Raw genomic sequence first — 25,536 nt, 5'->3', positions numbered from 1 at the left:
ACAGACAAAACATTCTTGATGCCTGTCGAAGACGTGTTCACAATCACTGGTCGTGGTACAGTAGCAACTGGCCGTGTTGAGCGTGGTCAAATCAACGTTGGTGACGTAGTAGAAATCGTTGGTCTTCAAGAAGAACCATCCAGCACTACAGTAACTGGTCTTGAAATGTTCCGTAAAATCTTGGAATCTGCAGTAGCAGGTGACAATGTAGGTGCATTGCTTCGCGGTATTGACCGTAAAGACATCGAACGTGGTCAAGTATTGGCTAAACCAGGTTCTATCAAACCTCACACTAAATTCAAAGCAGAAGTATACGTGTTGACAAAAGAAGAAGGTGGCCGTCATACTCCATTCTTCTCCAACTACCGTCCACAATTCTACTTCCGTACAACTGACGTAACTGGCGTTATCAACTTACCAGAAGGTACAGAAATGTGTATGCCTGGTGATAACATCACTATGAATATTGAGCTTATCACTCCAATCGCTATTGAAGAAGGTTTACGTTTCGCGATTCGCGAAGGTGGACATACAGTAGGCGCTGGTGTTGTTACAGCTATCGAAGCATAATCTAAAAAAGATTATCTATATAAACCGTGCAATCAAGGAGCGGCATACCTGCCGCTCTTAGGTTGTGTATAAACTATGATATAGAAGGTTGCCCTCGCGAGGGAGAATTTCTATGGAGCAGTTCATTCTGGAAATGGACGAAGGGAGATATATAACAATGGCAAAACAACAAAAAATCCGTATTCGCTTGAAAGCATATGATCACAAAGCATTGGATCAAAGTGCTCAACGTATTGTAGACGTTGCAAAACGTAATGGCGCGTTGGTTTCTGGACCAATTCCATTGCCTACAGAAAAAAACATTTTCACGATTCTTCGTTCTCCACATGTTAACAAAGATTCCCGTGAACAATTCGAAATGCGTACACATAAACGCTTAGTAGAAATTATTGAACCAAATTCGAAAACAGTAGATGCAATCACTCGCTTAGATTTGCCAGCTGGTGTATCTATTGAAATAAAATTATAAGAAATAAGGAGGTGCGATTATGTCTAAAGCTATTTTGGGTAAAAAGTTAGGAATGACTCAAGTCTTCACAACTGAAGGCAAACTAGTTCCTGTCACTGTAGTGGAAACTACACCTAGCGTAGTAGTGCAAGTGAAAACTGTTGAATCCGACGGTTACAATGCAGTACAGCTTGGATACGGTTCCATTAAAGAAAAACATTTAACTAAACCTGTAAAAGGCCAGTTCGATAAAGCCGGCGTAGCGCCAGTTAAATATCTTCGTGAACTTCGCCTTGCTGAAGCAACTGATTACACAGTGGGCCAAACTCTGGCAGCTGATATCTTCGCAGAAGGTGAGCTAGTAGATGTTGTGGGTACAGGTAAAGGTAAAGGTTTCGCTGGTACAATTAAGCGTCATAACTTTAGCCGTGGTCCTGAAACTCATGGTTCCAAATCTCATCGTGAACCAGGTTCCATCGGTCCAATGATTTCCGGTGGCGGCGGTAAAGTATTTAAAGGTAAAAAACTTCCTGGACAAATGGGTGGTGGCAGAGTTACTGTACAACGTCTATCTGTTGTAAAAGTTGATACTGAACGTAACCTTTTATTAATTAAAGGTGGCATCCCTGGTGCTAAAGGTAGCCTAGTGATGGTTCGCAACACAGTAAAACCTGTTAAATAACTAATTGTCGAAAGGAGGATACATAATGCCAACAGTAACTAAATACAACATGTCCGGCGCTGAAGTCGGCAAAATCCAGTTGAATGATGCAGTATTCGGTGTTGAAGTAAACGCTGCTGTTATGCATCAAGCCGTAGTTCGTCAATTGTCTAACGAACGACTTGGTACACATGCAACTAAAACTCGAGGAGAAGTACGCGGTGGCGGTAAAAAGCCTTGGAGACAAAAAGGTACAGGCCGTGCTCGTGCTGGTTCTAGCCGTTCCCCAATTTGGGTAGGTGGTGGTGTCACTTTTGGTCCACAACCACGTAGCTACTATAAAGCTATGCCTCGTAAAGCTAGACGCTTAGCAGTTAAATCTGCATTATCTGATAAAGTAAATCACAGCGAATTGTTCGTAATCGACGAATTGAAATTAGCTGCGCCAAAAACTAAAGATGTATTAAACATTCTTAATAACTTTAAAGTTGGTGACGCAAAGGTACTTTTCATCACTGATGGTGATGTAAATGTGGAATTATCCGCTCGTAACATCCAAGGTGTGAAAGCACTTCCATACACAAATATCAATATCTTCGATTTGTTGCACCACGACAAACTCTTCATCGCTGAAGGTGCTATTGCAAAAATTGAGGAGGTGCTTGGATAATGAACAAATTCGATGTATTAATTCGTCCAATCATTACAGAAAAAACAACTTTGTTAATGCAAGAAAACAAATACACTTTCCAAGTTCCTTTGACTGCGAACAAAGTAGAAATCCGTAAAGCTGTTGAATCTATCTTCAACGTAAAAGTAGAAAAAGTAGCCACTATCCGTGTATTGGGAAAAACTAAACGCATGGGTCGCACAATGGGGAAACGTAGCGATTACAAAAAAGCTATCGTAACTCTAAAAGCTGGCGAATCTATTGAATTATTTGAAGGTGTATAAGAGTCTAGTAAGGAGGCCCAATAATGGCAATTAAATCATTTAAACCGTACTCCGCTGGTCGTCGGTTTATGACAGTGTCTGCCTTTACTGAAATTACAGCAAGCAAACCTGAAAAATCCTTGCTCGCAAAAGTAACTTCTAAAGGTGGTCGTAATAACACTGGTAAAATGACAGTACGTCATCAAGGTGGCGGTCATAAACGTCAATACCGTATTATTGACTTCAAACGTACTAAAGATAACATCCCAGCTCGCGTAGCTACAATCGAATACGATCCTAACCGTAGTGCTCGTATCGCATTGTTGAACTATGCAGATGGCGAAAAACGTTATATCATTGCTCCACATGGTCTTAAAGTGGGTGATGTAGTTTACTCCGGTCCTGAATCCGATATTAAACCAGGTAATGCGTTACCATTGGCTAATATCCCATTGGGTACTCAAGTGCACAACATCGAAATGAAAATCGGTAAAGGCGGACAAATCGTTCGTTCTGCTGGTACTTCTGCTCAATTAATGGCGAAAGAAGGCAACTATGCATTACTTCGTTTACCATCTGGTGAACTTCGTCGTGTACGCGTAGAATGCCGTGCTACAGTAGGTGTTGTATCTAACATTGACCATGAAAATATCACTATTGGTAAAGCTGGCCGTCAACGTTGGAAAGGCATTCGTCCTGGCAACCGCGGTGTTACAATGAACCCTTGTGACCATCCACATGGTGGTGGTGAAGGTAAATCTCCAGTTGGTCGTAAACATCCTGTTACACCTTGGGGTAAACCAGCTCATGGCGTTAAAACTCGCGACAAGAAAAAAGCTTCTAGCAAGTTAATCGTTAAACGTCGTACAAAATAGGATATAGGAAGGAGATATAACAGTGTCCAGATCAATTAAAAAAGGCCCTTTTGTTGCAGAATCTCTTCTGAAAAAAATTGATGCCTTAAATGAAACTAATGATAAAAAAGTAGTAAAAACCTGGTCCCGTGCATCTACTATTTTCCCACAATTTGTAGGCCATACGATTGCTGTGCATGATGGTCGCAAACATGTACCTGTATTCATTACAGAAGATATGGTAGGTCATAAATTAGGTGAATTCGCTCCTACACGTACTTATAAAGGTCATGGTAAGGACGAAAAAACTACAGGCAGAAAATAGGAGGATTTAACATGGAAGCAAAAGCAATCGCTAGACATATTCGTATTGCGCCTCGTAAAATCCGCATCGTTGCAGATTTAGTGCGCGGTAAAAACATCGGCGAAGCATTTGCCATCTTGAAGTTTACTCCGAAAGTTGGCGCCGATGTAGTAACTAAAGTTTTGACATCTGCTATCGCAAATGCAGAACACAATTTTGACATGAATGTAGAAAATCTTTATGTGTCTGAGATCTTCGTTGATCAAGGCCCAACAATGAAACGCATTCATCCTCGTTCCCGTGGACAGGCTTTCAAAATTTTGAAACGTTCTAGCCACGTAACAGTAGTTGTTAAAGAAAGAGCTTAATCGAAGGAGGGAAACAGAGTGGGTCAAAAAGTAAATCCACATGGCTTGCGTGTTGGTATCGTAAAAGATTGGGACGCAAAATGGTATGCTGATAAAGATTTCGCATCTAACCTTCATGAAGACGTAAAAATTCGTGCCTTCTTGAAGAAAACACTTTTCATTGCTGGTATTTCCCGCATTGAAATTGAGCGTACAAATAAACGTATTAAAGTAACTATCCACACTGCTAAACCAGGTATGGTTATCGGTAAAGGTGGACAAGGTATCGAAGATATCCGTAAAGAATTGAAACGTTTTACAGATAAACAAATCGATGTAAACATTGCTGAAATTAAACAAGTAGATATGGAAGCTCAACTTGTTGCTGAAAGTATTGCTAGTCAATTGGAACGCCGTGTAAGCTTCCGTCGTGCAATGAAACAAGCAGTAGGTCGCACTATGCGTTTAGGCGCTAATGGTATCAAAGTTATGGTATCCGGTCGTCTTGGTGGCGCAGAGATCGCTCGTAGCGAATCATACCGTGAAGGTTCCATTCCACTTCACACACTTCGTGCTAATATCGACTATGCAACAGCAGAAGCACATACAACATATGGTTGCATCGGTATTAAAGTATGGATTTACAAAGGTGAAGTTTTGCCAGAAGCTAAACAAACATCTAAAAAGGAAGAAGGTGACAACTAATGCTAATTCCAAAGCGCGTAAAACATCGTAAACAATTCCGCGGTCGCATGAAAGGCCGTGCAATGCGTGGTAATAAAGTTGCTCATGGTGATTTCGGTTTAGTAGCATTAGAGCCATCTTGGATTACAAACCGTCAAATCGAAGCAGCCCGTATTGCTATGACACGTTACATTAAACGTGGTGGTAAAGTTTGGATTAAAATTTTCCCTGATAAACCAATCACTGCAAAACCAGCAGGCGTTCGTATGGGTTCCGGTAAAGGTTCTCCAGAAAAATGGGTAGCAGTAGTTCGCCCAGGACGTGTAATGTTTGAAATGAACGGCGTACCAGAAGTAGTGGCTCGTGAAGCTATGCGTCTTGCAAGCCATAAACTTCCAATCAAAACGAAGTTCGTTGTTAAGGGTAAAGAATTGGGTGGTGACGTAAATGAAGGTTAATGACATTCGCAATTTGAGCGCTGCCGAGTTGAACACTAAAGTTTCCGAATTGAAAGAAGAGTTGTTTAACCTACGTTTTCAACTCGCTACTGGTCAATTAGAAAATCCAATGCGTATCCGTGAAGTTAAAAAAACTATCGCTCGTATCAAAACTGTACAACGAGAAGAAGAAATTAAAGGTAACGCATAATAACAAATTTTGTTTGGATTGAATAGGAGGCTTAAAGTCGTGGCAGAAGTAAGAAATGTACGAAAAGCACGTGTAGGTAAAGTTGTAAGCAACAAAATGGACAAAACAGTTGTTGTACAAATCGATCGTAAAGTACCTCACGAATTATATAGCAAGCCAATGGTAACAAGCAAACGTTTTAAAGCTCATGATGAAAATAACGAATGCTTAGTTGGCGATATCGTAAAAATCGTAGAAACTCGTCCATTATCTAAAGATAAACGTTGGAGAGTTGTAGAAATTATTGAAAGACAAAAATAATCAGTGATGTAAGGAGGAAAAGTCATGATCCAGCAACAAACAATTTTGAATGTTGCCGATAACACTGGTGCGAAACGCATTATGTGCATCCAAGTGATGGGCGGTTCTTACCGTAAATTTGGCAATATTGGTGACGTAATCGTTGCTTCTGTAAAAGATGCATCACCCGGTGGCGTTGTCAAGAAAGGCGACGTTGTAAAAGCCGTTATTGTTCGTTCTAAAAAAGGTATCCGTCGTCAAGATGGTTCCTATATTCGTTTCGATGAGAACGCTGCTGTAGTTATTAAAGACGACAAAAGCCCTCGCGGAACTCGTATTTTCGGACCTGTAGCAAGAGAACTTCGTGAAAAAGACTTCATGAAAATTATCTCCCTTGCTCCAGAAGTGTTATAAGAAGGAGGAGCTCAACATGTCCCAAAAACTACATGTTAAAAAAGGTGATACAGTTGTTGTTATCTCCGGCAAGGAAAAAGGTAAACAAGGCGAAATCATCGCTGTTGATATCAAAAAAGAACGAGTAACTGTAAAAGGTCTTAACCTAGTTAAACGTCATACAAAACCTAGCCAAGCGAACCCTCAAGGTGGCATCATTGAAAAAGAAGGTACAATCCATGTATCCAACGTAATGGTGTTAGATCCTGAACAAAAAGTTCCAACTCGCACTAAAAAAGTTGAAGAAAATGGTTCTTTCGTTCGTGTAGCTGTTAAAAGTGGCGCTAAACTTTAATTGATAAGGAAAGGAGGTCTTTTACAAAATGTCTCGTTTACAAGAAAAATATACTTCTGAAATTAAGAAGGCTTTACAAGAGAAATTCCAATATGGCAACGTAATGGAAATTCCTAAATTAGAAAAAATCGTAATCAATATCGGCGTAGGCGATGCTGTTGGTAACTCCAAAGCATTGGATGCAGCTGTTAAAGATTTAGAAATTATCGCTGGTCAAAAACCAGTTGTAACTCGCGCGAAAAAATCCATTGCGAACTTCAAAGTTCGTGAAGGTATGCCTCTTGGCACAAAAGTAACTCTTCGTGGCGAACGCATGTATGAATTCCTCGATAAATTGATTAATGCGGCATTGCCTCGCGTGCGTGACTTCCGTGGTATCAGCGCAAAAGCGTTTGATGGCCGTGGTAACTATGCATTAGGCCTAAAAGAGCAATTAATCTTCCCTGAAATCGAATACGATCAAGTAGAACGAGTAACAGGTATGGATATTATCTTCGTAACAACAGCTAACACTGACGAAGAAGCTCGTGAATTATTGGCACAATTCGGCATGCCTTTTGAAAAATAATTAGGAGGAAACGATAGATGGCTAAAAAATCTATGATCGAACGTGAGAAAAAACGTGCACGTATCGTTGCAAAATATGCAGCAAAACGCGAAGCGTTAAAGGCAGCAGGCGATTATGAAGGTTTATCCAAATTACCTGCCAACGCATCCCCAACACGCTTGCACAACCGTTGCAACTTAACAGGTCGTCCTCATGGTTATATGCGTAAATTCGGTATTAGCCGTATTGCGTTCCGTGAATTGGCGTACAAAGGACAAATTCCTGGCGTGAAAAAAGCTAGTTGGTAATAGGATAACGAGAGGAGGTTTTTAGAAGATGGTAATGACAGATCCGATTGCGGATATGCTGACACGCATCCGTAATGCAAACTCTGCACTTCATGAAACAGTTGAAATCCCTGCTTCTAGAATGAAGGCTGCTGTTTTAGCTATCCTTAAAGACGAAGGTTTCGTTAAGGAAGTTGAAACAATTGAAAATGAAAAACATGCTACTTTAAAAGTAACATTGAAATATGGTTCTAATAATGAAAAAGTAATTACCGGTATTAAACGTATCTCTAAACCAGGTCTACGTGTATACGCGAAAAAGGAAGAACTTCCTCGCGTACTTGGTGGTTTAGGTATCGCAGTTATTTCTACATCTAAAGGCATTATGAGCGACAAACAAGCTCGTAAAGAAGGTTTAGGTGGCGAAGTAATCGCTTACGTTTGGTAATCATAGCAATAGGAGGTAGAAAGAATGTCACGTGTCGGTAGAATGCCTATCGAGATCCCAGCTGGCGTAACAGTATCTCAAAACGAGAATACGTTAACAGTTAAGGGTGCAAAAGGTGAATTAACTCGTACTTTCCATCCGGACATCAATATTGCTGTTGAAGAAAATGTAATCACAGTAACTCGTCCTAGCGATGGAAAAGAACACCGTTCTTTACACGGTTTAACTCGTGCTCTTGTTGCAAATATGGTAACAGGCGTACATGAAGGCTTTACTAAAACTTTAGAAATCAATGGCGTTGGTTACAGAGCGGCTAAGCAAGGCAACAAACTTGCTTTAACATTGGGCTTCTCCCATCCAGTAGAGATGGAAGCTCCTGCTGGTATTACAATCGATGTCCCAGCTCCTAATAAAATCGTTGTATCCGGTGCTGACAAAGAAGTGGTTGGTGCGGTTGCAGCTGATATCCGTAAATGGAGAAAACCAGAACCTTACAAAGGTAAAGGTATTCGTTACGAAGGCGAAGTTGTTCGTCGTAAAGCAGGTAAAGCTGGCGCTAAAGGTAAGTAATAACAGTTTACATTAGAAAGGAGTGGACATCTTGGCAGGAACATCCAAACGCAAAATTGCTCGTGCAAAACGTCATTTACGTTTACGTCGTCACATTTCCGGTACGGCTGCACGTCCTCGCTTGAACGTATTCCGTTCTTTAAGCAATATTTATGCTCAAGTCATTGATGACGTGGCTGGCAAAACATTAGTATCTGCTAGCTCTCAAGATAAAGAATTAAATCTTTCCTACGGTGGTAACGTAGCTGCTGCTAAAGCAGTTGGTGAAGCTGTTGCGAAAAAAGCAATTGCTGCAGGTATCGATACAGTAGTATTCGACCGCGGTGGTTACATTTATCATGGTCGTGTAGCAGCCCTTGCAGAAGGTGCTCGTGAAGCAGGCTTAAAATTCTAAGAAGGAGGAACTATAGACATGGCAAGAATTGATTACACAACTCTTGATCTTAAAGAAAGAGTAGTATTCATCAACCGCGTAGCCAAAGTTGTTAAAGGTGGTCGTCGTTTTTCCTTCAGCGCCCTTGTAGTTGTTGGTGACGGCAACGGTCATGTAGGTGTTGGCTTAGGTAAAGCTGCGGAAGTACCTGATGCAATCCGTAAAGGCATTGATGATGCTAAGAAAAACCTTATTCATGTTGTTATTAAAAATGGTACAATCCCTCACACAGTTACAGGAACATTCGGCGCTGGCCGCGTATTCTTGAAACCAGCTGCAGAAGGTACTGGAGTTATCGCTGGTGGCCCAGTTCGTGCCGTATTGGAATTAGTGGGTGTTCGTAACATCTTGACTAAATCCTTAGGATCATCTAATCCTAACAACATGGTTCGCGCAACACTAGAAGGTTTAGCTCAATTAAAACGAGCTCAAGACGTAGCTGCACTTCGTGGCAAAACTCTTGAAGAAATTTACGGTTAATAAGGAGACCAATAATGGCACAAGTTAAAGTAACATTAACAAAAAGCTTAATCGGTCGTCCTGCAGATCAACGTGCGACTGTTAAAGCTCTTGGATTGAAAAAAACTAACTCCCAAGTAGTTAAAGAAGTGACACCTCAAATCGAAGGTATGCTTCATAAAGTTAGACATTTAGTAAAAGTAGAAGAAGTATAATAGATAAGGAGGTGCACGAATGAAACTTCATGAATTAGCTCCGGCTGCAGGTTCCAAAAAAACTCGTACTCGTGTAGGTCGTGGTCTTGGATCCGGTTTAGGTAAAACTTCCGGTCGTGGTCAAAAAGGTCAAAATTCTCGTAGTGGTGGCGGTGTGCGCACTGGCTTCGAAGGTGGCCAAATGCCTCTTTATCGTCGTTTACCAAAACGTGGTTTCAAAAATATCTTTGCACTTCAATATGCAGAAGTTAATGTGTCCCAATTGAATCGTTTTGAAGACGGTGCAACTGTAGATCCAGTAGCTCTTATTGAAGCTGGTATTTTGAAAAATGTACGTGATGGTATCCGTATCCTTGGTAACGGAACTTTAGAACGTAAATTAACTGTTATCGCTAACGGCTTTACAAAATCTGCAGTAGAAAAAATCGAAGCAGCAGGTGGAAAAGTAGAGGTGATCTAGGGTGCTAGATAGCCTCTTGAACATCACTAAAGTAACGGAATTACGCAACAAAGTAGTCTATACATTACTTATGTTCATTGTCTTTCGTTTAGGTATCCATATCCCGGTACCTGGCGTAGAGGCATCTGTTATTGAAAGCTTATTCACCAGTGGTAACTTATTTGGTTTACTAGATTTGTTCGCCGGTGGTGCGTTAAGTAAATTCTCTATCTTTGCAATGAGTATTACACCATATATCAATGCATCCATTATCATGCAACTGTTAGGGGCAGTGGTACCAACATTTGAAGCATGGAGTAAAGATGGAGAAGAAGGGCGTAAGAAAATTGCAAAAGTAACACGTTATGGTACAGTCATTCTCGGCTTTATCCAAGCCTTTGGTATGACCTATGCATTACGTGCAAGCAATGCGCTTATAGACAATAGCTTCATGTCTGTTATTTGGATTTCTATTATCTTAACAGCAGGTACATGCTTGTTGATGTGGGTAGGGGAACAAATTACAGCTCATGGCATAGGTAATGGTATTTCACTCATTATCTTTGCTGGTATCGTGGCACGATTCCCTGATGGGGTTCAAACCATTTACCAATACCTACAAGTAGGTACAATTAATGTATTTCAAGCGATTCTATTTGCTATCATCGCGGTGGCTATGATAGTTCTTGTAATTGCTGTGACACAAGGCCAACGTCGTATCCCTATCCAATACGCTAAGCGTGTGGTAGGACGAAAAATGTATGGTGGTCACTCAACATTCCTGCCTTTGAAAGTCAATCAAGCAGGGGTTATCCCAATTATCTTTGCGTCATCCATATTGATGTTCCCAGCTACATTGGCACAATTTGTACAAGTACCTTGGGTACAAACTGTAGCAAGTTATTTCCAATGGGGAACGCCGATACAAACTATTTTGTATGCTGTATTGATTTTATTTTTTACATACTTCTATACAGCTATCTCAATCAATATTACGGATATGGCAGATAATATGAAAAAACACGGTGGTTTTATCCCAGGTATTCGCCCAGGAAAACCAACTGCTGACTATGTAGACCGAGTAATGACTCGAATTACATTAGTAGGTGCATTTTTCTTAGCTTTCGTTGCAATTTTACCTAATATGATTGGTGGATTGACAGGTATTCAAGGTGTGTACTTTGGTGGTACAGCACTACTCATCGTAGTGGGCGTAGCATTAGATACAATGCAACAAGTAGAATCTTTAGTATTAACACGCCAATATAAGGGCTTTGTGAAATAGGAGATTATGATATGTATATTTTATTAATGGGACCTCCAGGTGCTGGAAAAGGCACGCAGGCAGCTCGTCTGATTGAAAAATATGGTATCCCTCAAATTTCTACAGGTGACATGTTCCGTGCCGCTGTAAAAGAATCTACTCCATTAGGATTAGAAGCTAAGAAATATATGGATGCTGGACAACTTGTTCCAGATAGTGTTACCATTGGCATCGTTCGTGAACGCTTGTCCAAGGATGACTGTAAACAAGGTTTCATTTTAGATGGCTTCCCTCGAACTACAGCACAGGCTGTTTCCTTGGATGCGATTTTAAAAGAAATGAACATAGTTCTTGATGCTGTACTTAATTTAAGTGTTCCATCTGAAGAGTTGGTTCGACGCATCAGTGAAAGAGCACGTCTTGAAAATCGTGATGATGACAAACCGGAAACAGTACAGAAACGTCTTGCTGTATACGAAGAGTCTACTAAACCATTGATCGATTACTACCGTAATAATGGTCAATATGTAGAAATCAACGGCTTACAGGATGTGGACACAGTATTTGCAAATATCGTTACGGCTTTGGAGAAATAATCGATGATTATTTTTAAATCGCCCGAAGAAATTGAGCATATCCGAAAGGCATCTCAACTGACAGCAGCGACGTTAACCGAGCTTTCTAAATTAGTAAAGCCGGGCGTATCAACGCTTGAGTTAGACCAATTTGCCGAAGAATATATTCGCAGTCATGGAGGAATTCCAAGCTGCATTGGTTACTATGGGTATCCAGCAACTATCTGTGCTTCCATAAATCATGAAGTGGTACATGGGATTCCAAGCGCATCTCGTATACTAAAAGATGGCGATGTCATCAGTATTGATTTAGTATCATCTGTGAATGGATATCATGGGGATTCTGCAATTACAGTTCCAGTAGGAGAAGTAAGTCCTAAAGTATATGCATTGCTAAAAGTTACAGAAGAATGTCTCTTTAAAGGGATCGAACAAGCTGTAGCAGGCAATCATGTAGGAGATATTTCCCATGCAGTACAATCTCATGCAGAACGTCATAGATATGGCGTTGTGCGAGATTTTGTGGGACATGGTTTAGGGAAAAACATGCATGAAGATCCACAAGTTCCAAATTATGGTACTAAGGGCAAAGGTCCAGAACTTAGACCAGGAATGGTCATCTGTATTGAGCCAATGATTACTATGGGCACGCACAAAGTAAGAGTGCTTGAAGATAACTGGACAGCGGTCACAATGGACCGTAAACCAGCGGCACACTTTGAACACACTGTAGCCATTACTGAACGTGGTACAGAAATTCTTACTATGCGTGATACACCGAGGTTAATACAATAACCAGTAACCGGAGGATGAAAGATATGTCAAAAGAAGACGTTATTGAAGTGGAAGGTACGGTCGTTGAGGCATTGCCAAATGCTATGTTCCAAGTAGAATTGGAAAATGGTCATGTGGTGTTGGCTCATGTGTCAGGTAAAATGCGTATGAATTTTATCCGTATCCTTCCTGGTGATAAAGTTACTATGGAACTGACACCATATGACTTAAGCCGTGGTCGCATCACCTATCGCTTTAAGTAAGCATAGGATCCACAAAGGAGGTACTTATGAAGGTTAAACCATCAGTTAAAAAGATATGCGAAAAATGTAAAATTATTAAACGTAAAGGCCGTGTAATGGTTATTTGCGAAAACCCAAAACATAAACAAAAACAAGGATAATTGATAGGAGGTGGATGAATAGATGGCACGTATAGCCGGTGTAGATTTACCACGTGACAAACGTGTGGAAATTGGTTTAACTTATATTTACGGTATCGGTCTTACTCTTGCTAAAGAAGTATTAGCAAAAACTGGTATCAATCCAGATACTCGCGTTCGTGATTTAAGTGAAGATGAAGTAGCTAAAATTCGTGAGCTTCTTGATGCAGAGTATAAAGTAGAAGGTGACCTTCGTCGTGAAGAAGCCCTTAACATTAAACGCTTAATTGAAATCAACTCCTATCGCGGTAAACGTCATCGTATGGGACTTCCATGTCGTGGTCAACGTACGAAGACAAATGCTCGTACTCGTAAGGGTCCTCGTAAAGCAATCGCAGGTAAGAAGAAATAATAAAGGAGGGATATTGTGGCTAAGAAAACAGTTAGATCCAAAAGAAAAGAAAAGAAACATATCGAATCTGGTGCAGCGCATATTCGCTCCACTTTTAACAACACTATCGTTACAGTAACAGACGTAAACGGTAATGCTCTTTCTTGGGCATCTGCTGGTGGTCTAGGTTTCCGTGGTTCCCGTAAATCCACTCCATTTGCAGCACAAATGGCAGCTGAACAAGCAGCAAAAGCAGCTATGGAACACGGTCTTCGCACTGTAGAAGTATTTGTTAAAGGTCCAGGATCTGGTCGTGAAGCAGCGATTCGTGCGTTGCAAGCAGCTGGTCTTGAAGTAACTAGCATTAAAGATGTGACTCCAATTCCTCATAACGGCTGTCGTCCTCCAAAACGTCGTCGCGTATAATCTGAGCTATATACTTAGAATAGTGACAAGTTTTTGAGGAGGGTATACCTGATGAGCGAAGAAAAAAAACTTAGAATCGAGAAAGTAGAAATGACTGAAGATGGTCGCTACGGTAAATTCGTATGCGAACCATTGGATCGTGGTTATGGTATTACTCTCGGTAATAGCTTGCGTCGCATTTTGCTTTCATCCTTAGATGGAGCAGCAATTACTTCCATCAAAATTGGCGGAGTACTTCATGAGTTCTCTACGATTGAAGGTGTTCGTGAGGATGTATCCGATATTATTCTGAACCTTAAACAGTTGTGCATTCGTCTTGAAGATGAAGCACCTGTACCGATGGATGTACATATCGATGTTCGTAAGGATGGAGTATTAACAGCAGCTGATTTGATTCAATTCATGCCGCCGGAAATCGAAGTCTTAAATCCAGAATTGGTAATTGCTACAATGGATGAAGCAGCTCATCTTGTTATGGATGTGCGTATCGAGCGCGGTAAAGGATATGTACCATCTACTAAGAATAAACGTGAAGATGATGTGATTGGACAAATTCCAATTGATTCTATCTTCTCGCCAATTCTAAGAGCAAAATATGAAGTCAGCGATGTCCGTGTGGGCAATGAAATGGACTTTGATAAGCTTACTTTAGAAGTTTGGACAAATGGTTCTATTACAGCATCTGATGCAATTGCTAAATCAGCAGCTATTATGATTTCCTATTTAGGAAACTTTACTCGCCTAGCGCATTCTTATGACATGATTGATGTGGGTGAAAGCGAAGCTGAATTTACAAGTGCAAATGGTCAAGAAGGTGGCGATAAAGATGCTGAACCTAAAGGACCAACGACAATTCCTATTGAAGATCTTGAGTTGTCTGTTCGTGCGTTCAATTGCTTGAAACGTGCTAACATTCACACAATCGGTGACTTAACTGGTAAAACAGAAGACGAATTAGGAAAAATCCGCAATTTAGGGAAAAAATCTGTAGAAGAAATTCTAGAGAAATTACAATCTTACAATGAGGGTAATAATTCCTTAACATCTCAAAGCGAATAAGAGGAGAAAGACTAATGGCATACAGAAAATTAGGCCGCAACAGTTCCGCTCGTAAAGCGTTGTTCCGCGGTATGGTAACATCTCTCTTCGTACATGAACGCATTGAAACAACAGAAGCAAAAGCAAAAGAGCTTCGCAAATATGTTGATGAAATGATTACATTGGGCAAACGTGGCGACTTACATGCTCGTCGTCAAGTTCTTGCTTTTCTTATGAACGAAGATGCAGTAAAAAAATTATTTGATGAAATTGCTCCAAAATATGCTGAGCGTAAAGGTGGTTACACTCGTGTAATCAAACTTGGCCTTCGTAAAGGCGATGCAGCTCCATTGGCTATTCTTGAGCTTGTATAATCAAACGCAATTTGGTTGTAATAGGATGAGTTTTACTCATTCTGTTGCAGCCTTTTTTGCTTTAGTACCAAAAAAACAGCGACTCTATCCGGTGGAATGGAGTCGCTGTTGTAGTATCAACTAAATTGTGTTTCGTCCACTTCTAAGAATCCAAAGTATTCCATACGACGAATCATTTCTTCATAGAAAGCGAGAATCATGGTGTATTTATTAGATTGTTGTAGAGCTAAAGGGCTAATGCGTTCTTCTGTCATGGCCTCGTAGATTTTGCACATTATATCATATTTTGTGGTTGGTTTACTGAGGAGCTTCATGAACTCTAAATCTTCTTCGTTGAAATCAGAAATAGGATCATTGTAACGATTGCCAGGGTAGATGTAAGCGTTCACACCTTCTTGTGGCATAACCTCTACGAATGGGATATATCGCTCAGGGATGAAGCTTTTGTTTTCTTCAAATACATGATGCTTGAAAGGATGCTCTGTCTCCAACACAGATAGGCTAATACCACCTTGGATGATGTGCTCTACTAAGAATTGATAGAACCATGGTAAGCACATGTCAGGGATTGGATGTTCTCCTGTATAGGTCACTAAGGTGTTGTTTTTCACATAGAAATGTGGGCCCTCTTGTTGGAACAAATTTGCCAAGCCCTTAGTTATAGATTCAGTATGATTAGTATTACCAGCATTATCAGAGGTATCGCCAGAGTTATCATTAGATGCATCAGCATTATTAGTATCGCTATCGGTAGACAATGCATTTACATGTTCATTAGTAGCATCTGTTGCAGAGGCTGGCATCCGTTTTGCCAAGTCTTCAAAGATAGACTCTAAATGTTCCGATGGAATGCGTAGTGTGAATAGGAATTGCCCCAAGCTGTGTTGGAATCCTGTATCTGTGACAGATGCTTTCGTGATGCGTTTTGGCGTAGCCCCTTTGTGGGTGAACAAGGATTTACGGAATGCTGTGTTCAGCATGAAATCGATGTACTGTTCTCGTGCCAATGGATCATGAGGCGCAAGCTCTTGTAATTTAGTACGCAATGTTTCATCATACACATCCGAGAATGATAAATTTAGATCGCAGTCACAGAGGTAGGTAAATCCATGTTCTGCCATATGGTCCATGCATTGGTGAAAGTACATTGGTGTGTTCACTGGTTCTAAATGATCATGGCCAACGTAGCAATCTTGCTTTTGTAATGTATGACGCAAAGATTGTAAAAATGATGCCTGTTGGGTTTTTACTGTATCGTATTCGAGCATGAGAGCACCTAGTTTACTGGCTACTGTTTTACCGTGACGTACTTTTTCGCGATGGTTTAAGGTGTCGATATCTTTATTGGCAAACTCTAAGAGAGAGCGAACACTGTCCATTTTATGCCAACCTGGGTAGGTATTATAGGACATGTACAGGATACCATTCTCTGCTAGATGTTCTTTGCAGAGGCGAAGGAAATTGTCTTTCGTTTCCTCGTCGACCCAAGAATAGAAACCATGGGCAATGATGTAATCGTAAGTGCCTAGGTGTTCGTGACTTTCATTCACATCACCTTCTAACAAACCAAGGTTCGTGATGCCCAATTGGTCGATGTAGGTCTTACCTACGCTCACTTGGGTTGGGGCAATTTCGATACCTGTGAAAGTCGCATGCGGATAGAACAGAGCCTGGGAAATTAAATTACCGCCGTAGGAAGATCCGATTTCTAAAATACGTGCTGTACTAGCAGGGGCTGGTGAAAGTCCTAACAGACGAGCGTAACTTTCAAGAAATGGGGCAGACGCATAGGGGAAAGGTTGAGACAGATACCCTAGGTCAGCATAGATTTCTTTGGCTTGCTCTTTAGTCATTCGTGTAGTATATCGCATAAAAACTCCTTTGTTATCTGAGATGTCGTAGACCGACTCGCAAGTTATAGTAAGTAGTTTATTTCATATAGTTATGTATCTATAAGTATATCAGAAATAGGGCAATTTATATACTAGCTGATGATGTAGGATATACAGGATAGGAAGGAACGGTTGTAAAGTTATATACTGCTGAAACCTTTTGATGTAGAGGTAGTAAAAGAATAATGAAATGCATGTGGGGAATCCTAGCATGTATTTTTTTATTAAAAATTCTCTTTCATAATGACATATTTTGTCATTCTGATTCGCTATACTGAAAGCACCCATTATTGTATTTTTGATGACAGAAAGAGGTATGAATATGAATTGGAAAGACAAATGGAAAGACGCATGGGACGAAATAGGGAATATGAGTTTGCGAGAACTATTTGTTCACACCGTAATCTAAGGCATCGTCAGCAAAGCCAGTAGAAGGACCTTTGTTTATACAAGGTAGTGTGAAGAAAAGCGTGTAATGAGGCCTACTAATCTTGAAGTTCTGTCAGCCGTTGAAGGGGGGGATAATTGTAATACAGTCAAATAGTAATCTCTCAGACTATTATGTAGCCTATACTATGTGATGCATGTGGTATAATTGTAATAAAGTATGATGTAGCAAGTTTTCTAGTGCTTCCTAGCTATACGGGATAGGGGTTATAGAAAGATTGCGTTAGGAATAGTAACATGTAGATTGCTAGATATGTGCTTATATAGACCTAAGCTAACACGTGGAATAACTTGCTATATAGAGCATAGATAGCAGTAGATACACTACGAATGATGAGGAGTCATATGAAATATACTAAGGAGCCTTTACAATTAGATAATCCTTTGGAGTTTTGGCTAAACTTCGACGGAGAGGAACGGGTCTTTTGGGTGGACCGTCAAAGCGATCGTGTGGTGGTAGGAGCCAAACGATTGGCTGTGGTGAAAGACGATAGCGACCGGGAACAATATGCGTACGTATTTTATGGTGGCACGTTCTTTCCGACGGTGAAAGATGAAAAATGGTGTAATATGGGCCATGAAATGGTGGCTTTTACCCATTATTATATTGTAGAAAATGGGGAGTCCTTTTACCTGCACTCAGGGGAGGGCGTGGATATACAACGCCATAGGATTGAGCGCATAGACCATACGTTTACAGAGACCAGTGATGATAGACAAGATTGGGACACCTTGATGGATGCCATTTTGACAAATATTCACGCAGGGAGCATGACGAAGGTGGTTTCCTCTCGTGAGGTAGAGTTTACTAGCCCTACAACGTTTGATGTGGTGAGCATATTGGACCGCTTGGTGGAGAACAATCCGAATTGCTTTATTTTTGGATATGAGAAAGAGGGGCGTACTTTTGTGGGGGCCTCCCCTGAAATTCTCGTGCGCCATCGGGGCGATGAAATTCTAAGCTATGCTTTGGCAGGAACGGCACCGAAGTTTGGTCCTAAGGCGTGGACGAAAGAACGATTCCTAAATGACCATAAAAATCGAGTGGAGCACAATATTGTGCGAGATCGTATTGTACAAACGATGCGGCAAGTGACGGAGGACGTGACCGTAGGAGAAACGGGCATTATGGAACTGTCTCGGTTATACCATTTGCGGACTATCATCACCGCCAAGGATAGCACGAAATCCCTCATCGAATGGGGTCAATTATTACATCCTACACCAGCCTTAGGTGGAGAGCCACGAGATCTGGCCATGGATTTGCTGGCGAAGTACGAAGCTCATGAGCGTGGCATGTATGCGGCGCCTTTCGGATTTATGAAAGATATGGGGGATGGTATTCTAGTGGTTGCTATTCGGTCTGCCCTTATCATAGGCAACCGACTCTATGCCTATGCAGGATGCGGTATTGTGAGTGAATCCAACAGTAATGAAGAATATGAAGAAACTATCAATAAAATGGGTACTATATTGGATGCGTTATAGGATTATACATTGATGTATAGATTAAATTAGGGATGCAATCGAGCAGGATAGGATGATGAATCCGCACAAATATATTGAATAGATATAGGAAATTAAAAAGGAATGTTGAGAAGTCGACATTCCTTTTTAGTATAATGTTTTGAAACTCTTTGCTATTTCTTAACATATGTTACAAATAGTTTGTAGCATGAGTAGTAGAAACAATTCTATGAGAAATGATTCGTGTTACTGTAGGTATTAAAAAAAGCTGTGTAGGATAGGAGAATACGCACAGAATGTATAAACAATGGTATAATACATAGTAGATAGTTACTATTAACGATAACACAATACCACAGGTTGGTATGGGAGATAACATATGAACGAATATATAGCAAGTTTGGTGGATGAGTTGTACCAATTAGGGGTGCGCCATGCGGTGTTTAGCCCCGGTTCACGGTCGACTACATTAGCCATGCTCTTTCAAAGCCATGGAGGCTTTCATACATATATGAATATTGATGAGCGGTCCGCTGGGTTTATGGCATTGGGCATTGCCAAAGCGCAGGGTGAGCCTGCCGTATTGGTATGCACATCGGGGTCTGCTTTGGCACATTATGGTCCTGCTGTAGTGGAAGCGAAGCACAGCGGTGTGCCTATGATTATCTTGTCCGCGGACCGTCCGTACACCTTGCAACAGGTAGGGGCACCGCAGACCATTGACCAACAGAAATATTTTGGCACTGCCGTGAACTATTATGAGGAATTGTCTGTGCCTGGTGAAAGTCACTATTATACATACCCTCGTCAAGTAGCACGCCGTGCCTATTTGAAAGCGAATGACCACAAACTGGGACCGGTACACATCAATGTACCTTTGTTTGAGCCCTTGGTGCCTAATTGTGAGGAAGAATATTTTACACAGGGACGCAGTGAGAAACCATTCTACCTCGTGAAACATGAGAAAATACCAACATTGGCACCGTTATTGGGCGGAAAGCGAGTGCTCATCTTGGGTGGGCCTAATGTGACGAATCCTAAAGCAGTGGTAGAATTTGCAGACCGAATCGGCGCTGTTGTGATAGCAGACCCTTTGTCTAATTTGCGCCAATACGAGGGAGTAATCAGCACCTACGATGCGTTCTTGGATCATCATGAACGATGGAAGGAATTGCGACCAGATGTGGTGATCCAATTGGGACAAATTCCAGTGTCGAAGCGGATTCAACAATGGATGACGACCTTGACGGACATCGACTATATTACGGTGAGCCCTAATGCAGATGTGATAAATCCTAGTTTGACGACGACTATACATGTCATGACTGATATAGATGTATTTTTAGTAGAAGCGTATAGAGGATTATTTGGTGTACCGGAGAGAGGCAGTAGAATAAGAGATAAAGCGCATGGCTCTCTAGATAAGACTGATGCGGAATGTGATGGCTCAAGTACCGATGACGATGCATTAAGATGGCAACAAGAAAATATAGATAAGATACATAAAGCAGAGGAAGGCAGTGTTGTGTCTGCTCAGAATACAATAGCTGATATAGAGTATGTAAAAGCATGGCAAGATATAGAATCCAACAGTCGTGAACAGCTAGACAAAGTACAAGAGGAACCAACTTTATTTGAAGGGCGTACGATTTACATGTTGCAACAAATGATGCCTAATGAGGGACAAATTCTAGTAGCGAATAGTATGTCTATTCGGGATATGGACTATTTTTGGGCATCAGGACGCTCTCAAGCCATGGTGTACGGCAACCGTGGTACTAATGGCATAGATGGGACGGTGTCTACGGCGTTAGGGATTAGTACAAATGGAAAATCTACCGTTATGGTCACAGGGGATTTAAGTTTCTTTCACGATTTGAACGGCTTAGCCATTGGAAAAACGCATGGTATGAACTTGACCATTATCTTGCATAATAATGATGGGGGAGGGATTTTCCAATACTTGCCACAAAAAGGAACGGACGATTTTGATTATCTATTCAATACACCGCAAGGCATTGATTACAGTGGGTTAGCGACCATGTATGGCTTAGATTATGTGAAAGTCACTACCAATGCAGAGTTAGAACAGGCGATGCAGCGCTATATTGGGACAGCGGGTATTCATGTGATAGAAGTGCCTACCTCTAAGGAAGGTAGTCGTGAATTGCACAAGGTGTATCGGGTGCAATGATATGAAAGCAATGATTCAAGATATGCAAACATTAGATATACAACGTATGCAGATCAATATAGGCGAGTATTACTATGGAGTGAGCGTAGCTGGTACAGGGAAACCGCTAGTTTGTTTCCATGGATTTTCGGAATCTGGGTCTACTTGGGATGGTATTGAGGTAGTAGGCTATCGGCTGATACGTATTGATAGTATGGGGCATGGTAGGTCTGCACGACCTATGAAATTACAACCTTATACATTGCCACAGATGCTAGGCGACTTACATAGAGTTATCTATGCCGTAGCAGGAGAAAGATATGCTCTTATGGGGTATTCTATGGGGGCGAGGATGGCTTTATTATATGCATTGGAGTATCCAGAGGAAGTGACTCACCTAGTCTTGGAAAGTGGATCTGTAGGGATAGAAGATGAAGGGAAACGACAAGACCGCTATGTAGGCGATCAAGCATTGGCTGAACGGATTCGGGTACATGATATCACTTGGTTTAGCGAGACTTGGGCTAAGCTAGAGATTTTCAAGACACAACAAGGTTTGCCTGCAAAGGTACAACAGAAGATTCAACGACGGCGATTACTCAATAGCCCTCATGCGTTGGCTTTCACCTTGGAAGGAAGCGGACAGGGGAGTATGCCTTACGTAGGCCATCGATTATCGGACTTAACGATACCCATATGTTATATTAGCGGTGAATTAGATACGAAATATACAGCTATTGGCGCACAGTATTTTCGAGATGCCCACCACATCGTGCTGCAGGTAGGTCATAATGTGCATGTGGAAGCACCAGAGGTGTATCGGCAGATTTTAAAACAATTTTTCCTATAACTGTCACTACTAGCGAATGTCTCTGTATTGACTGTGTACACTAGTGATATGATAGAAATGAGAGGTATCCTATGATTACAAATATCACCCTGTACCATGTGCAATTACCGATGAAGTTCACTTTCAAAACCGCAAAGGGCGAACTAGGTGTTAGGGATACTCTCATTGTTCGTTTGGAAGACGAAGCGGGCTATGTAGGCTACGGGGAATGCGTGGCCTTCGTAGAACCTTTTTATACAAAGGAAACGGTAGCCTCTTGTTGGGATGTGTTATGTACACAGTATTTGCCAAACGTATTGGGGAAAGAAGCAACCATGACATTACCGAAGCGATGGTTGTCAGAAGGGATGCCTATGACTGTGGCATCGGTGGAAAATGCCTTGCTCCATCTACAATGTGCTCACTTAGGGGTCAATACGGTGGAATATGTATTACAGCAGCCGTTAATACCAACTGTGCCTACGGGTATCGTTATAGGTGATGTCCCTTTGGATACCTTGGTGGATGCTGTGACTGGGTATGTATCTCAAGGGTGTCAGCGTATTAAACTGAAAGTATCCCCCAAGGATGGCTATGAACGAGTACAGCGAGTGCGTTCAGCCTATCCAGACCTTATGTTAGCGGTGGATGCGAATCAAAGTTATAGCTACCAAGATATGGATAAGGTACGGGCTTTGAATACATTTAATTTGGCATGTATAGAAGAGCCTTTTCAGATATATAGTCTAGAAGAGTATAATCGCTTTAAGACAACTCATGAGTGGAGCATTACAACCCCTATATGTTTAGATGAATCAATTTTGAATTATGATGATTTGGTCTATGCGCATACTCATGGCTTGTTGGATATACTCAATGTGAAAGTAGGGCGGTTAGGTGGTCTCAGAGAAACGGCTAAGATGATTCAGTATTGTCGTGACCATGGAATCCAGTATTGGATTGGCTCCATGGTGGAATCTAGTATTTCTAAATGGATGCATGTACAATTAGCAGCCTTGGGAGATGCCTATATGCCAGGAGATTTGTCAGATTCTTTACGCTATTTTGAGCAGGATTTGACTCGTCCACCGATTGTTAGTATAAGGAAAGACTGTGGCGCCGAGGGACTTTCACAATGTATTGAGGTACCTAAGGGTGCTGGATTGGGTGTAGACGTTGATTTAGAAATGATAGAGACACGTTGTAAGCGTAAGAAATTATGGCACCTATAAGTGATTTATATATTTTCACAGGGTATGGATGTGCATGATACAAGACGCCAGTAGTTTATGAGACTATATGACATATACAGACACGATGTATTTCAAGTAGAGGTGGAATGTATTGTTGTTATACATAGGTAAGTAGGAGGTTTGTATGATTGAGTACATAGAATTATTAAAACGTGAGGTAAAGCCAGCTTTTGGTTGTACAGAGCCCATCGCCTTAGCCTTTGCAGCAGCGAAAGCAGCGGAACTGTTGGGTGTTCGCCCAGATCACGTTCATGGCCGCTTGAGCGGTAATATTATTAAAAATGCGAAAAGTGTGACGATTCCTAACTCAGAAGGACGGACAGGTATTTATTATAGCCTTATATTAGGAACTTTAGTAGGAACTGCGGAGAAAGAGCTAGAAGTGTTAGAAGACCTTACCCATGAACAAGTGATAGAAGCAGATCATTTATTTGAAGCGGATTACTGCTCTGTTGAACTTGCAGAAGGGGTAGAAAACTTGTTCATTGAAGTCACTGCCGTGGCAGGTGAACATACATCGAAGGTGATTGTTCAAAATACACATACTACTATTTCTTATGCAGAAAAAGATGGGGAAGTGGTCATTGCTTTATCTCCGGAAGAAGTGGCAAAGCATACCATAGAATTGTGCTTTGATTCTTGCTATGAGTTTGCCAGTACTGTGGATGCAAAGGAATTAGAAGAGATTCTAGGACCACAATTGGACTTGAATATGGCCATTGCTGAAGAAGGGATGAAAAATAACTATGGTTCCAATATTGGTAAATTGATTATTTCCAACTCTTCCTCTATTGCGGATAGAGCGCGTGCCTATGCAGCGGCTGGATCTGATGCGCGTATGGATGGTTGTTCTATGCCGGTTATGATTAACTGCGGTAGTGGTAACCAGGGTATTACATTATCTGTACCTATCATGATGTATGCCAAAGAATATGGTATTGATCGCAGTCATACCTTGCGCGCCTTGGCCTTGGCTAATGTGTTGGCCCTATACATTAAACAATATATTGGTCGGTTAAGCGCTTACTGTGGTGTAGTGAGTGCGGCCTCTGCCACAGCTTCTGGGGTAGCATTTTTGCTCAATGAATCTAAAGAAGTAATTTGGGAAACATTATCAAATGCTTTAGCAGGTACATCTGGTGTTGTTTGCGATGGAGCGAAAGCATCTTGTGCTATGAAAATTGGTATGGCTCTTGGTAATTCTTTGTTGGCATATACACAGGCAAAGACGGAAAATAGCTTTAAAGCAGGCCAAGGAATCGTAAAAGAAGACATTGACCATACCGTGCAAACTGTGGCAACTATCGCGCGTGAAGGAATGAAACAAACTGATGTTGTTATCTTAGAAACCATGTTGGAAAAGTAATCTATGCATTATCGGTATAGAGAATGATAACAATTCTATATTGATTTTTCTAAAAGTATGGTGTATGATAGATACATAAATTGATTCCATGGTCACATACCTAGTATGTACTATGTATAGGTTGTAACATTGAAGGAGATATTAGAATGGCAATCATCGGTAAACAACTACCAGCTTTTGAATTGGATGCATTCCGTAAACCGGAAATCATTAAAGTAAGCAATACAGATATCAAAGGTAAATGGAGTGTGTTTGTATTCTATCCAGCAGACTTCACATTTGTGTGTCCAACAGAATTGGCAGACTTACAAGATCAATACGCAGAATTGAAAGAATTGGGCGTAGAAGTATTTTCTGTATCTGTTGACTCTGCTTTTGTTCACAAAGCGTGGTCTGATGCATCCCCTACAATCAATAAAATCGAATATACTATGTTATCCGATATTAAACATGAATTAGCTGACTTCTTCGATACATTCTCTGAAGAAGACGGCCAAGCATATCGTGGTTCTTTCGTGGTAGACCCAGAAGGCATCGTTCGTGCCGCAGAAATCTGTGATATGGGTGTAGGCCGTTCCGCTGCTGAGTTAGTACGCAAAGTACAAGCTTGCCAATTTGTTGCAAAGTATGGTGAAGTGTGCCCAGCAAAATGGACTCCTGGTGAAAAAACATTGAACCCAACAGATCTTGGCTTAGTTGGCAAAATCTAATGTAAATAAACGGCTCCTGTAGTAGTTATGGTTGAAGGCTCCTCTCCCTCTCTCGAGTCTTTGACGGTACATGATGCACTATATGAGTATGTTGACTATATTTGTAAACTTTCCTAAGAACACATCTTAGATCCTTTACTTCCCATAAAGACGACAAAGCTATGCTTTGTCGTCTTTATCTTTCCAAAATCACATGGTTGTATTACTAAAAAGTATCCTTTATTCATTTAAATTATTAGATTTAGTTTGGGAATTTGTATATAATAAGGGGGTAAGGTTACAGTAGAATACATATAGGAGA

38 protein-coding genes are annotated in these 25,536 nt (G+C 41.0%); 37 read left to right on the top strand and 1 reads right to left on the bottom strand.

Going from position 1 to position 25,536, the window contains the following annotated elements; translation table 11 throughout:
* The 31 genes from EO117_RS05155 to rplQ form a co-directional block, all read left to right on the top strand.
* The coding region (locus EO117_RS05155; protein WP_240632584.1) for an EF-Tu/IF-2/RF-3 family GTPase at positions 1-570 on the top strand (570 nt) is incomplete at its 5' end.
* 157 nt (positions 571-727) lie between these two features.
* Positions 728-1,039, top strand: a complete 312-nt coding sequence (gene rpsJ, locus EO117_RS05150) for a 30S ribosomal protein S10 (RefSeq protein WP_009353924.1) — start codon at positions 728-730, stop codon at positions 1,037-1,039.
* 19 nt (positions 1,040-1,058) lie between these two features.
* Positions 1,059-1,700 (top strand): 50S ribosomal protein L3, encoded by a 642-nt coding sequence (rplC, locus tag EO117_RS05145; RefSeq protein ID WP_009353879.1) that lies wholly within the window; start codon positions 1,059-1,061, stop codon positions 1,698-1,700.
* A gap of 25 nt (positions 1,701-1,725) precedes the next feature.
* On the top strand, positions 1,726-2,349 hold the full coding sequence (gene rplD / locus EO117_RS05140) for a 50S ribosomal protein L4 (RefSeq protein WP_126939417.1): 624 nt from the start codon (positions 1,726-1,728) through the stop codon (positions 2,347-2,349).
* The gene (gene rplW / locus EO117_RS05135) at positions 2,349-2,633 is read left to right on the top strand and encodes a 50S ribosomal protein L23 (protein WP_126939416.1); all 285 of its coding nucleotides are present in this window, start codon (positions 2,349-2,351) and stop codon (positions 2,631-2,633) included. Before rplD ends, rplW begins: the two co-directional genes overlap by 1 nt.
* 23 nt (positions 2,634-2,656) lie before the next feature.
* The gene (gene rplB, locus EO117_RS05130; RefSeq protein ID WP_126938379.1) at positions 2,657-3,487 is read left to right on the top strand and encodes a 50S ribosomal protein L2; all 831 of its coding nucleotides are present in this window, start codon (positions 2,657-2,659) and stop codon (positions 3,485-3,487) included.
* A 22-nt stretch (positions 3,488-3,509) separates the two neighbouring features.
* Complete coding sequence (gene rpsS / locus EO117_RS05125; RefSeq protein WP_126938380.1) at positions 3,510-3,791, top strand: 30S ribosomal protein S19; 282 nt, start codon at positions 3,510-3,512, stop codon at positions 3,789-3,791.
* 11 nt (positions 3,792-3,802) lie between these two features.
* Positions 3,803-4,138: a 50S ribosomal protein L22 gene (gene rplV, locus EO117_RS05120; protein WP_126939415.1), complete on the top strand. Its 336-nt coding sequence runs from the start codon at positions 3,803-3,805 to the stop codon at positions 4,136-4,138.
* 18 nt (positions 4,139-4,156) lie between these two features.
* Positions 4,157-4,822 (top strand): 30S ribosomal protein S3, encoded by a 666-nt coding sequence (rpsC, locus tag EO117_RS05115; RefSeq protein WP_126939414.1) that lies wholly within the window; start codon positions 4,157-4,159, stop codon positions 4,820-4,822.
* On the top strand, positions 4,822-5,259 hold the full coding sequence (rplP, locus tag EO117_RS05110; protein WP_009353916.1) for a 50S ribosomal protein L16: 438 nt from the start codon (positions 4,822-4,824) through the stop codon (positions 5,257-5,259). Before rpsC ends, rplP begins: the two co-directional genes overlap by 1 nt.
* Positions 5,249-5,449 (top strand): 50S ribosomal protein L29, encoded by a 201-nt coding sequence (gene rpmC / locus EO117_RS05105; RefSeq protein WP_009353915.1) that lies wholly within the window; start codon positions 5,249-5,251, stop codon positions 5,447-5,449. Before rplP ends, rpmC begins: the two co-directional genes overlap by 11 nt.
* A gap of 39 nt (positions 5,450-5,488) precedes the next feature.
* Entirely contained in the window at positions 5,489-5,749 is a 261-nt protein-coding gene (gene rpsQ / locus EO117_RS05100; RefSeq protein WP_009353932.1) for a 30S ribosomal protein S17, read from the top strand.
* Positions 5,750-5,773: 24 nt separating this feature from the next.
* A complete protein-coding gene (rplN, locus tag EO117_RS05095) occupies positions 5,774-6,142 on the top strand; it encodes a 50S ribosomal protein L14 (protein WP_009353930.1) in 369 nt (122 codons plus the stop codon).
* 16 nt (positions 6,143-6,158) lie between these two features.
* Positions 6,159-6,476, top strand: a complete 318-nt coding sequence (gene rplX, locus EO117_RS05090) for a 50S ribosomal protein L24 (protein ID WP_126939413.1) — start codon at positions 6,159-6,161, stop codon at positions 6,474-6,476.
* Between the two features lie 28 nt (positions 6,477-6,504).
* Positions 6,505-7,044 (top strand): 50S ribosomal protein L5, encoded by a 540-nt coding sequence (gene rplE / locus EO117_RS05085; protein ID WP_009353920.1) that lies wholly within the window; start codon positions 6,505-6,507, stop codon positions 7,042-7,044.
* 17 nt (positions 7,045-7,061) lie between these two features.
* Entirely contained in the window at positions 7,062-7,331 is a 270-nt protein-coding gene (gene rpsN / locus EO117_RS05080; protein ID WP_126938385.1) for a 30S ribosomal protein S14, read from the top strand.
* Between the two features lie 28 nt (positions 7,332-7,359).
* Positions 7,360-7,758 (top strand): 30S ribosomal protein S8, encoded by a 399-nt coding sequence (gene rpsH / locus EO117_RS05075; RefSeq protein WP_126939412.1) that lies wholly within the window; start codon positions 7,360-7,362, stop codon positions 7,756-7,758.
* A gap of 24 nt (positions 7,759-7,782) precedes the next feature.
* Positions 7,783-8,328: a 50S ribosomal protein L6 gene (gene rplF, locus EO117_RS05070; RefSeq protein ID WP_009353919.1), complete on the top strand. Its 546-nt coding sequence runs from the start codon at positions 7,783-7,785 to the stop codon at positions 8,326-8,328.
* 31 nt (positions 8,329-8,359) lie between these two features.
* Positions 8,360-8,722 carry a 50S ribosomal protein L18 gene (rplR, locus tag EO117_RS05065; protein WP_126939411.1) on the top strand — a complete coding sequence of 121 codons (363 nt, stop codon included), beginning with the start codon at positions 8,360-8,362 and terminating at the stop codon, positions 8,720-8,722.
* An 18-nt stretch (positions 8,723-8,740) separates the two neighbouring features.
* The gene (gene rpsE / locus EO117_RS05060; protein ID WP_009353893.1) at positions 8,741-9,241 is read left to right on the top strand and encodes a 30S ribosomal protein S5; all 501 of its coding nucleotides are present in this window, start codon (positions 8,741-8,743) and stop codon (positions 9,239-9,241) included.
* A gap of 14 nt (positions 9,242-9,255) precedes the next feature.
* Positions 9,256-9,435 carry a 50S ribosomal protein L30 gene (gene rpmD, locus EO117_RS05055; protein WP_009353936.1) on the top strand — a complete coding sequence of 60 codons (180 nt, stop codon included), beginning with the start codon at positions 9,256-9,258 and terminating at the stop codon, positions 9,433-9,435.
* Positions 9,436-9,454: 19 nt separating this feature from the next.
* Positions 9,455-9,895 carry a 50S ribosomal protein L15 gene (gene rplO, locus EO117_RS05050; RefSeq protein ID WP_009353906.1) on the top strand — a complete coding sequence of 147 codons (441 nt, stop codon included), beginning with the start codon at positions 9,455-9,457 and terminating at the stop codon, positions 9,893-9,895.
* A gap of 1 nt (position 9,896) precedes the next feature.
* Positions 9,897-11,159, top strand: coding sequence for a preprotein translocase subunit SecY (gene secY, locus EO117_RS05045; protein WP_126939410.1), 1,263 nt, complete (start codon positions 9,897-9,899; stop codon positions 11,157-11,159).
* Positions 11,160-11,170: 11 nt separating this feature from the next.
* A complete protein-coding gene (locus tag EO117_RS05040; RefSeq protein WP_126939409.1) occupies positions 11,171-11,734 on the top strand; it encodes an adenylate kinase in 564 nt (187 codons plus the stop codon).
* Positions 11,735-11,737: 3 nt separating this feature from the next.
* On the top strand, positions 11,738-12,508 hold the full coding sequence (gene map / locus EO117_RS05035; protein WP_126939408.1) for a type I methionyl aminopeptidase: 771 nt from the start codon (positions 11,738-11,740) through the stop codon (positions 12,506-12,508).
* A gap of 23 nt (positions 12,509-12,531) precedes the next feature.
* Positions 12,532-12,750 carry a translation initiation factor IF-1 gene (gene infA, locus EO117_RS05030; protein WP_009353944.1) on the top strand — a complete coding sequence of 73 codons (219 nt, stop codon included), beginning with the start codon at positions 12,532-12,534 and terminating at the stop codon, positions 12,748-12,750.
* Positions 12,751-12,776: 26 nt separating this feature from the next.
* On the top strand, positions 12,777-12,890 hold the full coding sequence (rpmJ, locus tag EO117_RS05025) for a 50S ribosomal protein L36 (RefSeq protein ID WP_007391661.1): 114 nt from the start codon (positions 12,777-12,779) through the stop codon (positions 12,888-12,890).
* A 22-nt stretch (positions 12,891-12,912) separates the two neighbouring features.
* Positions 12,913-13,281 (top strand): 30S ribosomal protein S13, encoded by a 369-nt coding sequence (gene rpsM / locus EO117_RS05020; protein ID WP_126939407.1) that lies wholly within the window; start codon positions 12,913-12,915, stop codon positions 13,279-13,281.
* Between the two features lie 15 nt (positions 13,282-13,296).
* Positions 13,297-13,686, top strand: a complete 390-nt coding sequence (gene rpsK / locus EO117_RS05015; protein WP_009353912.1) for a 30S ribosomal protein S11 — start codon at positions 13,297-13,299, stop codon at positions 13,684-13,686.
* A gap of 51 nt (positions 13,687-13,737) precedes the next feature.
* The gene (locus tag EO117_RS05010) at positions 13,738-14,745 is read left to right on the top strand and encodes a DNA-directed RNA polymerase subunit alpha (protein WP_126939406.1); all 1,008 of its coding nucleotides are present in this window, start codon (positions 13,738-13,740) and stop codon (positions 14,743-14,745) included.
* Positions 14,746-14,759: 14 nt separating this feature from the next.
* Positions 14,760-15,098: a 50S ribosomal protein L17 gene (rplQ, locus tag EO117_RS05005; RefSeq protein WP_126939405.1), complete on the top strand. Its 339-nt coding sequence runs from the start codon at positions 14,760-14,762 to the stop codon at positions 15,096-15,098.
* Between the two features lie 116 nt (positions 15,099-15,214).
* On the opposite strand, the gene EO117_RS05000 is transcribed toward rplQ, so the two are convergent.
* Positions 15,215-16,969, bottom strand: a complete 1,755-nt coding sequence (locus tag EO117_RS05000) for a class I SAM-dependent methyltransferase (protein ID WP_126939404.1) — start codon at positions 16,967-16,969, stop codon at positions 15,215-15,217.
* 813 nt (positions 16,970-17,782) lie between these two features.
* Between EO117_RS05000 and EO117_RS04995 the strand changes: the two genes are divergently transcribed.
* The 6 genes from EO117_RS04995 to EO117_RS04970 all read left to right on the top strand — a co-directional run bounded on the left by EO117_RS04995 (position 17,783) and on the right by EO117_RS04970 (position 25,235).
* Positions 17,783-18,925, top strand: a complete 1,143-nt coding sequence (locus EO117_RS04995) for an isochorismate synthase (protein WP_126939403.1) — start codon at positions 17,783-17,785, stop codon at positions 18,923-18,925.
* 358 nt (positions 18,926-19,283) lie between these two features.
* Positions 19,284-21,098, top strand: a complete 1,815-nt coding sequence (menD, locus tag EO117_RS04990) for a 2-succinyl-5-enolpyruvyl-6-hydroxy-3-cyclohexene-1-carboxylic-acid synthase (protein ID WP_126939402.1) — start codon at positions 19,284-19,286, stop codon at positions 21,096-21,098.
* A gap of 1 nt (position 21,099) precedes the next feature.
* On the top strand, positions 21,100-21,927 hold the full coding sequence (gene menH, locus EO117_RS04985) for a 2-succinyl-6-hydroxy-2,4-cyclohexadiene-1-carboxylate synthase (RefSeq protein ID WP_126939401.1): 828 nt from the start codon (positions 21,100-21,102) through the stop codon (positions 21,925-21,927).
* Positions 21,928-21,998: 71 nt separating this feature from the next.
* A complete protein-coding gene (gene menC / locus EO117_RS04980; protein WP_126939400.1) occupies positions 21,999-23,138 on the top strand; it encodes an o-succinylbenzoate synthase in 1,140 nt (379 codons plus the stop codon).
* Between the two features lie 145 nt (positions 23,139-23,283).
* Positions 23,284-24,525, top strand: a complete 1,242-nt coding sequence (locus EO117_RS04975) for a serine dehydratase subunit alpha family protein (protein ID WP_126939399.1) — start codon at positions 23,284-23,286, stop codon at positions 24,523-24,525.
* 146 nt (positions 24,526-24,671) lie between these two features.
* Positions 24,672-25,235: a redoxin domain-containing protein gene (locus tag EO117_RS04970; protein WP_126939398.1), complete on the top strand. Its 564-nt coding sequence runs from the start codon at positions 24,672-24,674 to the stop codon at positions 25,233-25,235.
* The last annotated feature ends 301 nt before the right edge of the window (positions 25,236-25,536 follow it).

It is taken from the genome of Veillonella sp. VA142, from assembly GCF_003992135.1.
Classification (GTDB): domain Bacteria; phylum Bacillota; class Negativicutes; order Veillonellales; family Veillonellaceae; genus F0422.
This window is presented reverse-complemented; position numbering and strand designations above follow the sequence as displayed.

Coding starts and splice junctions, on each gene's coding strand:
- rplB (WP_126938379.1), top strand. CDS start 2,657: ATGGCAATTAAATCATTTAAACCGTACTCCGCTGGTCGTCGGTTTATG.
- infA (WP_009353944.1), top strand. CDS start 12,532: ATGTCAAAAGAAGACGTTATTGAAGTGGAAGGTACGGTCGTTGAGGCA.
- rplV (WP_126939415.1), top strand. CDS start 3,803: ATGGAAGCAAAAGCAATCGCTAGACATATTCGTATTGCGCCTCGTAAA.
- rplD (WP_126939417.1), top strand. CDS start 1,726: ATGCCAACAGTAACTAAATACAACATGTCCGGCGCTGAAGTCGGCAAA.
- rpmJ (WP_007391661.1), top strand. CDS start 12,777: ATGAAGGTTAAACCATCAGTTAAAAAGATATGCGAAAAATGTAAAATT.
- EO117_RS05010 (WP_126939406.1), top strand. CDS start 13,738: ATGAGCGAAGAAAAAAAACTTAGAATCGAGAAAGTAGAAATGACTGAA.
- rplP (WP_009353916.1), top strand. CDS start 4,822: ATGCTAATTCCAAAGCGCGTAAAACATCGTAAACAATTCCGCGGTCGC.
- EO117_RS05000 (WP_126939404.1), bottom strand. CDS start 16,969: ATGCGATATACTACACGAATGACTAAAGAGCAAGCCAAAGAAATCTAT.
- rplF (WP_009353919.1), top strand. CDS start 7,783: ATGTCACGTGTCGGTAGAATGCCTATCGAGATCCCAGCTGGCGTAACA.
- rpsJ (WP_009353924.1), top strand. CDS start 728: ATGGCAAAACAACAAAAAATCCGTATTCGCTTGAAAGCATATGATCAC.
- rplC (WP_009353879.1), top strand. CDS start 1,059: ATGTCTAAAGCTATTTTGGGTAAAAAGTTAGGAATGACTCAAGTCTTC.
- rpmD (WP_009353936.1), top strand. CDS start 9,256: ATGGCACAAGTTAAAGTAACATTAACAAAAAGCTTAATCGGTCGTCCT.
- rplW (WP_126939416.1), top strand. CDS start 2,349: ATGAACAAATTCGATGTATTAATTCGTCCAATCATTACAGAAAAAACA.
- menD (WP_126939402.1), top strand. CDS start 19,284: ATGAACGAATATATAGCAAGTTTGGTGGATGAGTTGTACCAATTAGGG.
- rpsH (WP_126939412.1), top strand. CDS start 7,360: ATGGTAATGACAGATCCGATTGCGGATATGCTGACACGCATCCGTAAT.
- rplN (WP_009353930.1), top strand. CDS start 5,774: ATGATCCAGCAACAAACAATTTTGAATGTTGCCGATAACACTGGTGCG.
- rpsM (WP_126939407.1), top strand. CDS start 12,913: ATGGCACGTATAGCCGGTGTAGATTTACCACGTGACAAACGTGTGGAA.
- EO117_RS04995 (WP_126939403.1), top strand. CDS start 17,783: ATGAAATATACTAAGGAGCCTTTACAATTAGATAATCCTTTGGAGTTT.
- rplO (WP_009353906.1), top strand. CDS start 9,455: ATGAAACTTCATGAATTAGCTCCGGCTGCAGGTTCCAAAAAAACTCGT.
- rplE (WP_009353920.1), top strand. CDS start 6,505: ATGTCTCGTTTACAAGAAAAATATACTTCTGAAATTAAGAAGGCTTTA.
- menC (WP_126939400.1), top strand. CDS start 21,999: ATGATTACAAATATCACCCTGTACCATGTGCAATTACCGATGAAGTTC.
- menH (WP_126939401.1), top strand. CDS start 21,100: ATGAAAGCAATGATTCAAGATATGCAAACATTAGATATACAACGTATG.
- rpmC (WP_009353915.1), top strand. CDS start 5,249: ATGAAGGTTAATGACATTCGCAATTTGAGCGCTGCCGAGTTGAACACT.
- rpsN (WP_126938385.1), top strand. CDS start 7,062: ATGGCTAAAAAATCTATGATCGAACGTGAGAAAAAACGTGCACGTATC.
- map (WP_126939408.1), top strand. CDS start 11,738: ATGATTATTTTTAAATCGCCCGAAGAAATTGAGCATATCCGAAAGGCA.
- rpsE (WP_009353893.1), top strand. CDS start 8,741: ATGGCAAGAATTGATTACACAACTCTTGATCTTAAAGAAAGAGTAGTA.
- rplQ (WP_126939405.1), top strand. CDS start 14,760: ATGGCATACAGAAAATTAGGCCGCAACAGTTCCGCTCGTAAAGCGTTG.
- EO117_RS04975 (WP_126939399.1), top strand. CDS start 23,284: ATGATTGAGTACATAGAATTATTAAAACGTGAGGTAAAGCCAGCTTTT.
- EO117_RS05040 (WP_126939409.1), top strand. CDS start 11,171: ATGTATATTTTATTAATGGGACCTCCAGGTGCTGGAAAAGGCACGCAG.
- rplX (WP_126939413.1), top strand. CDS start 6,159: ATGTCCCAAAAACTACATGTTAAAAAAGGTGATACAGTTGTTGTTATC.
- EO117_RS04970 (WP_126939398.1), top strand. CDS start 24,672: ATGGCAATCATCGGTAAACAACTACCAGCTTTTGAATTGGATGCATTC.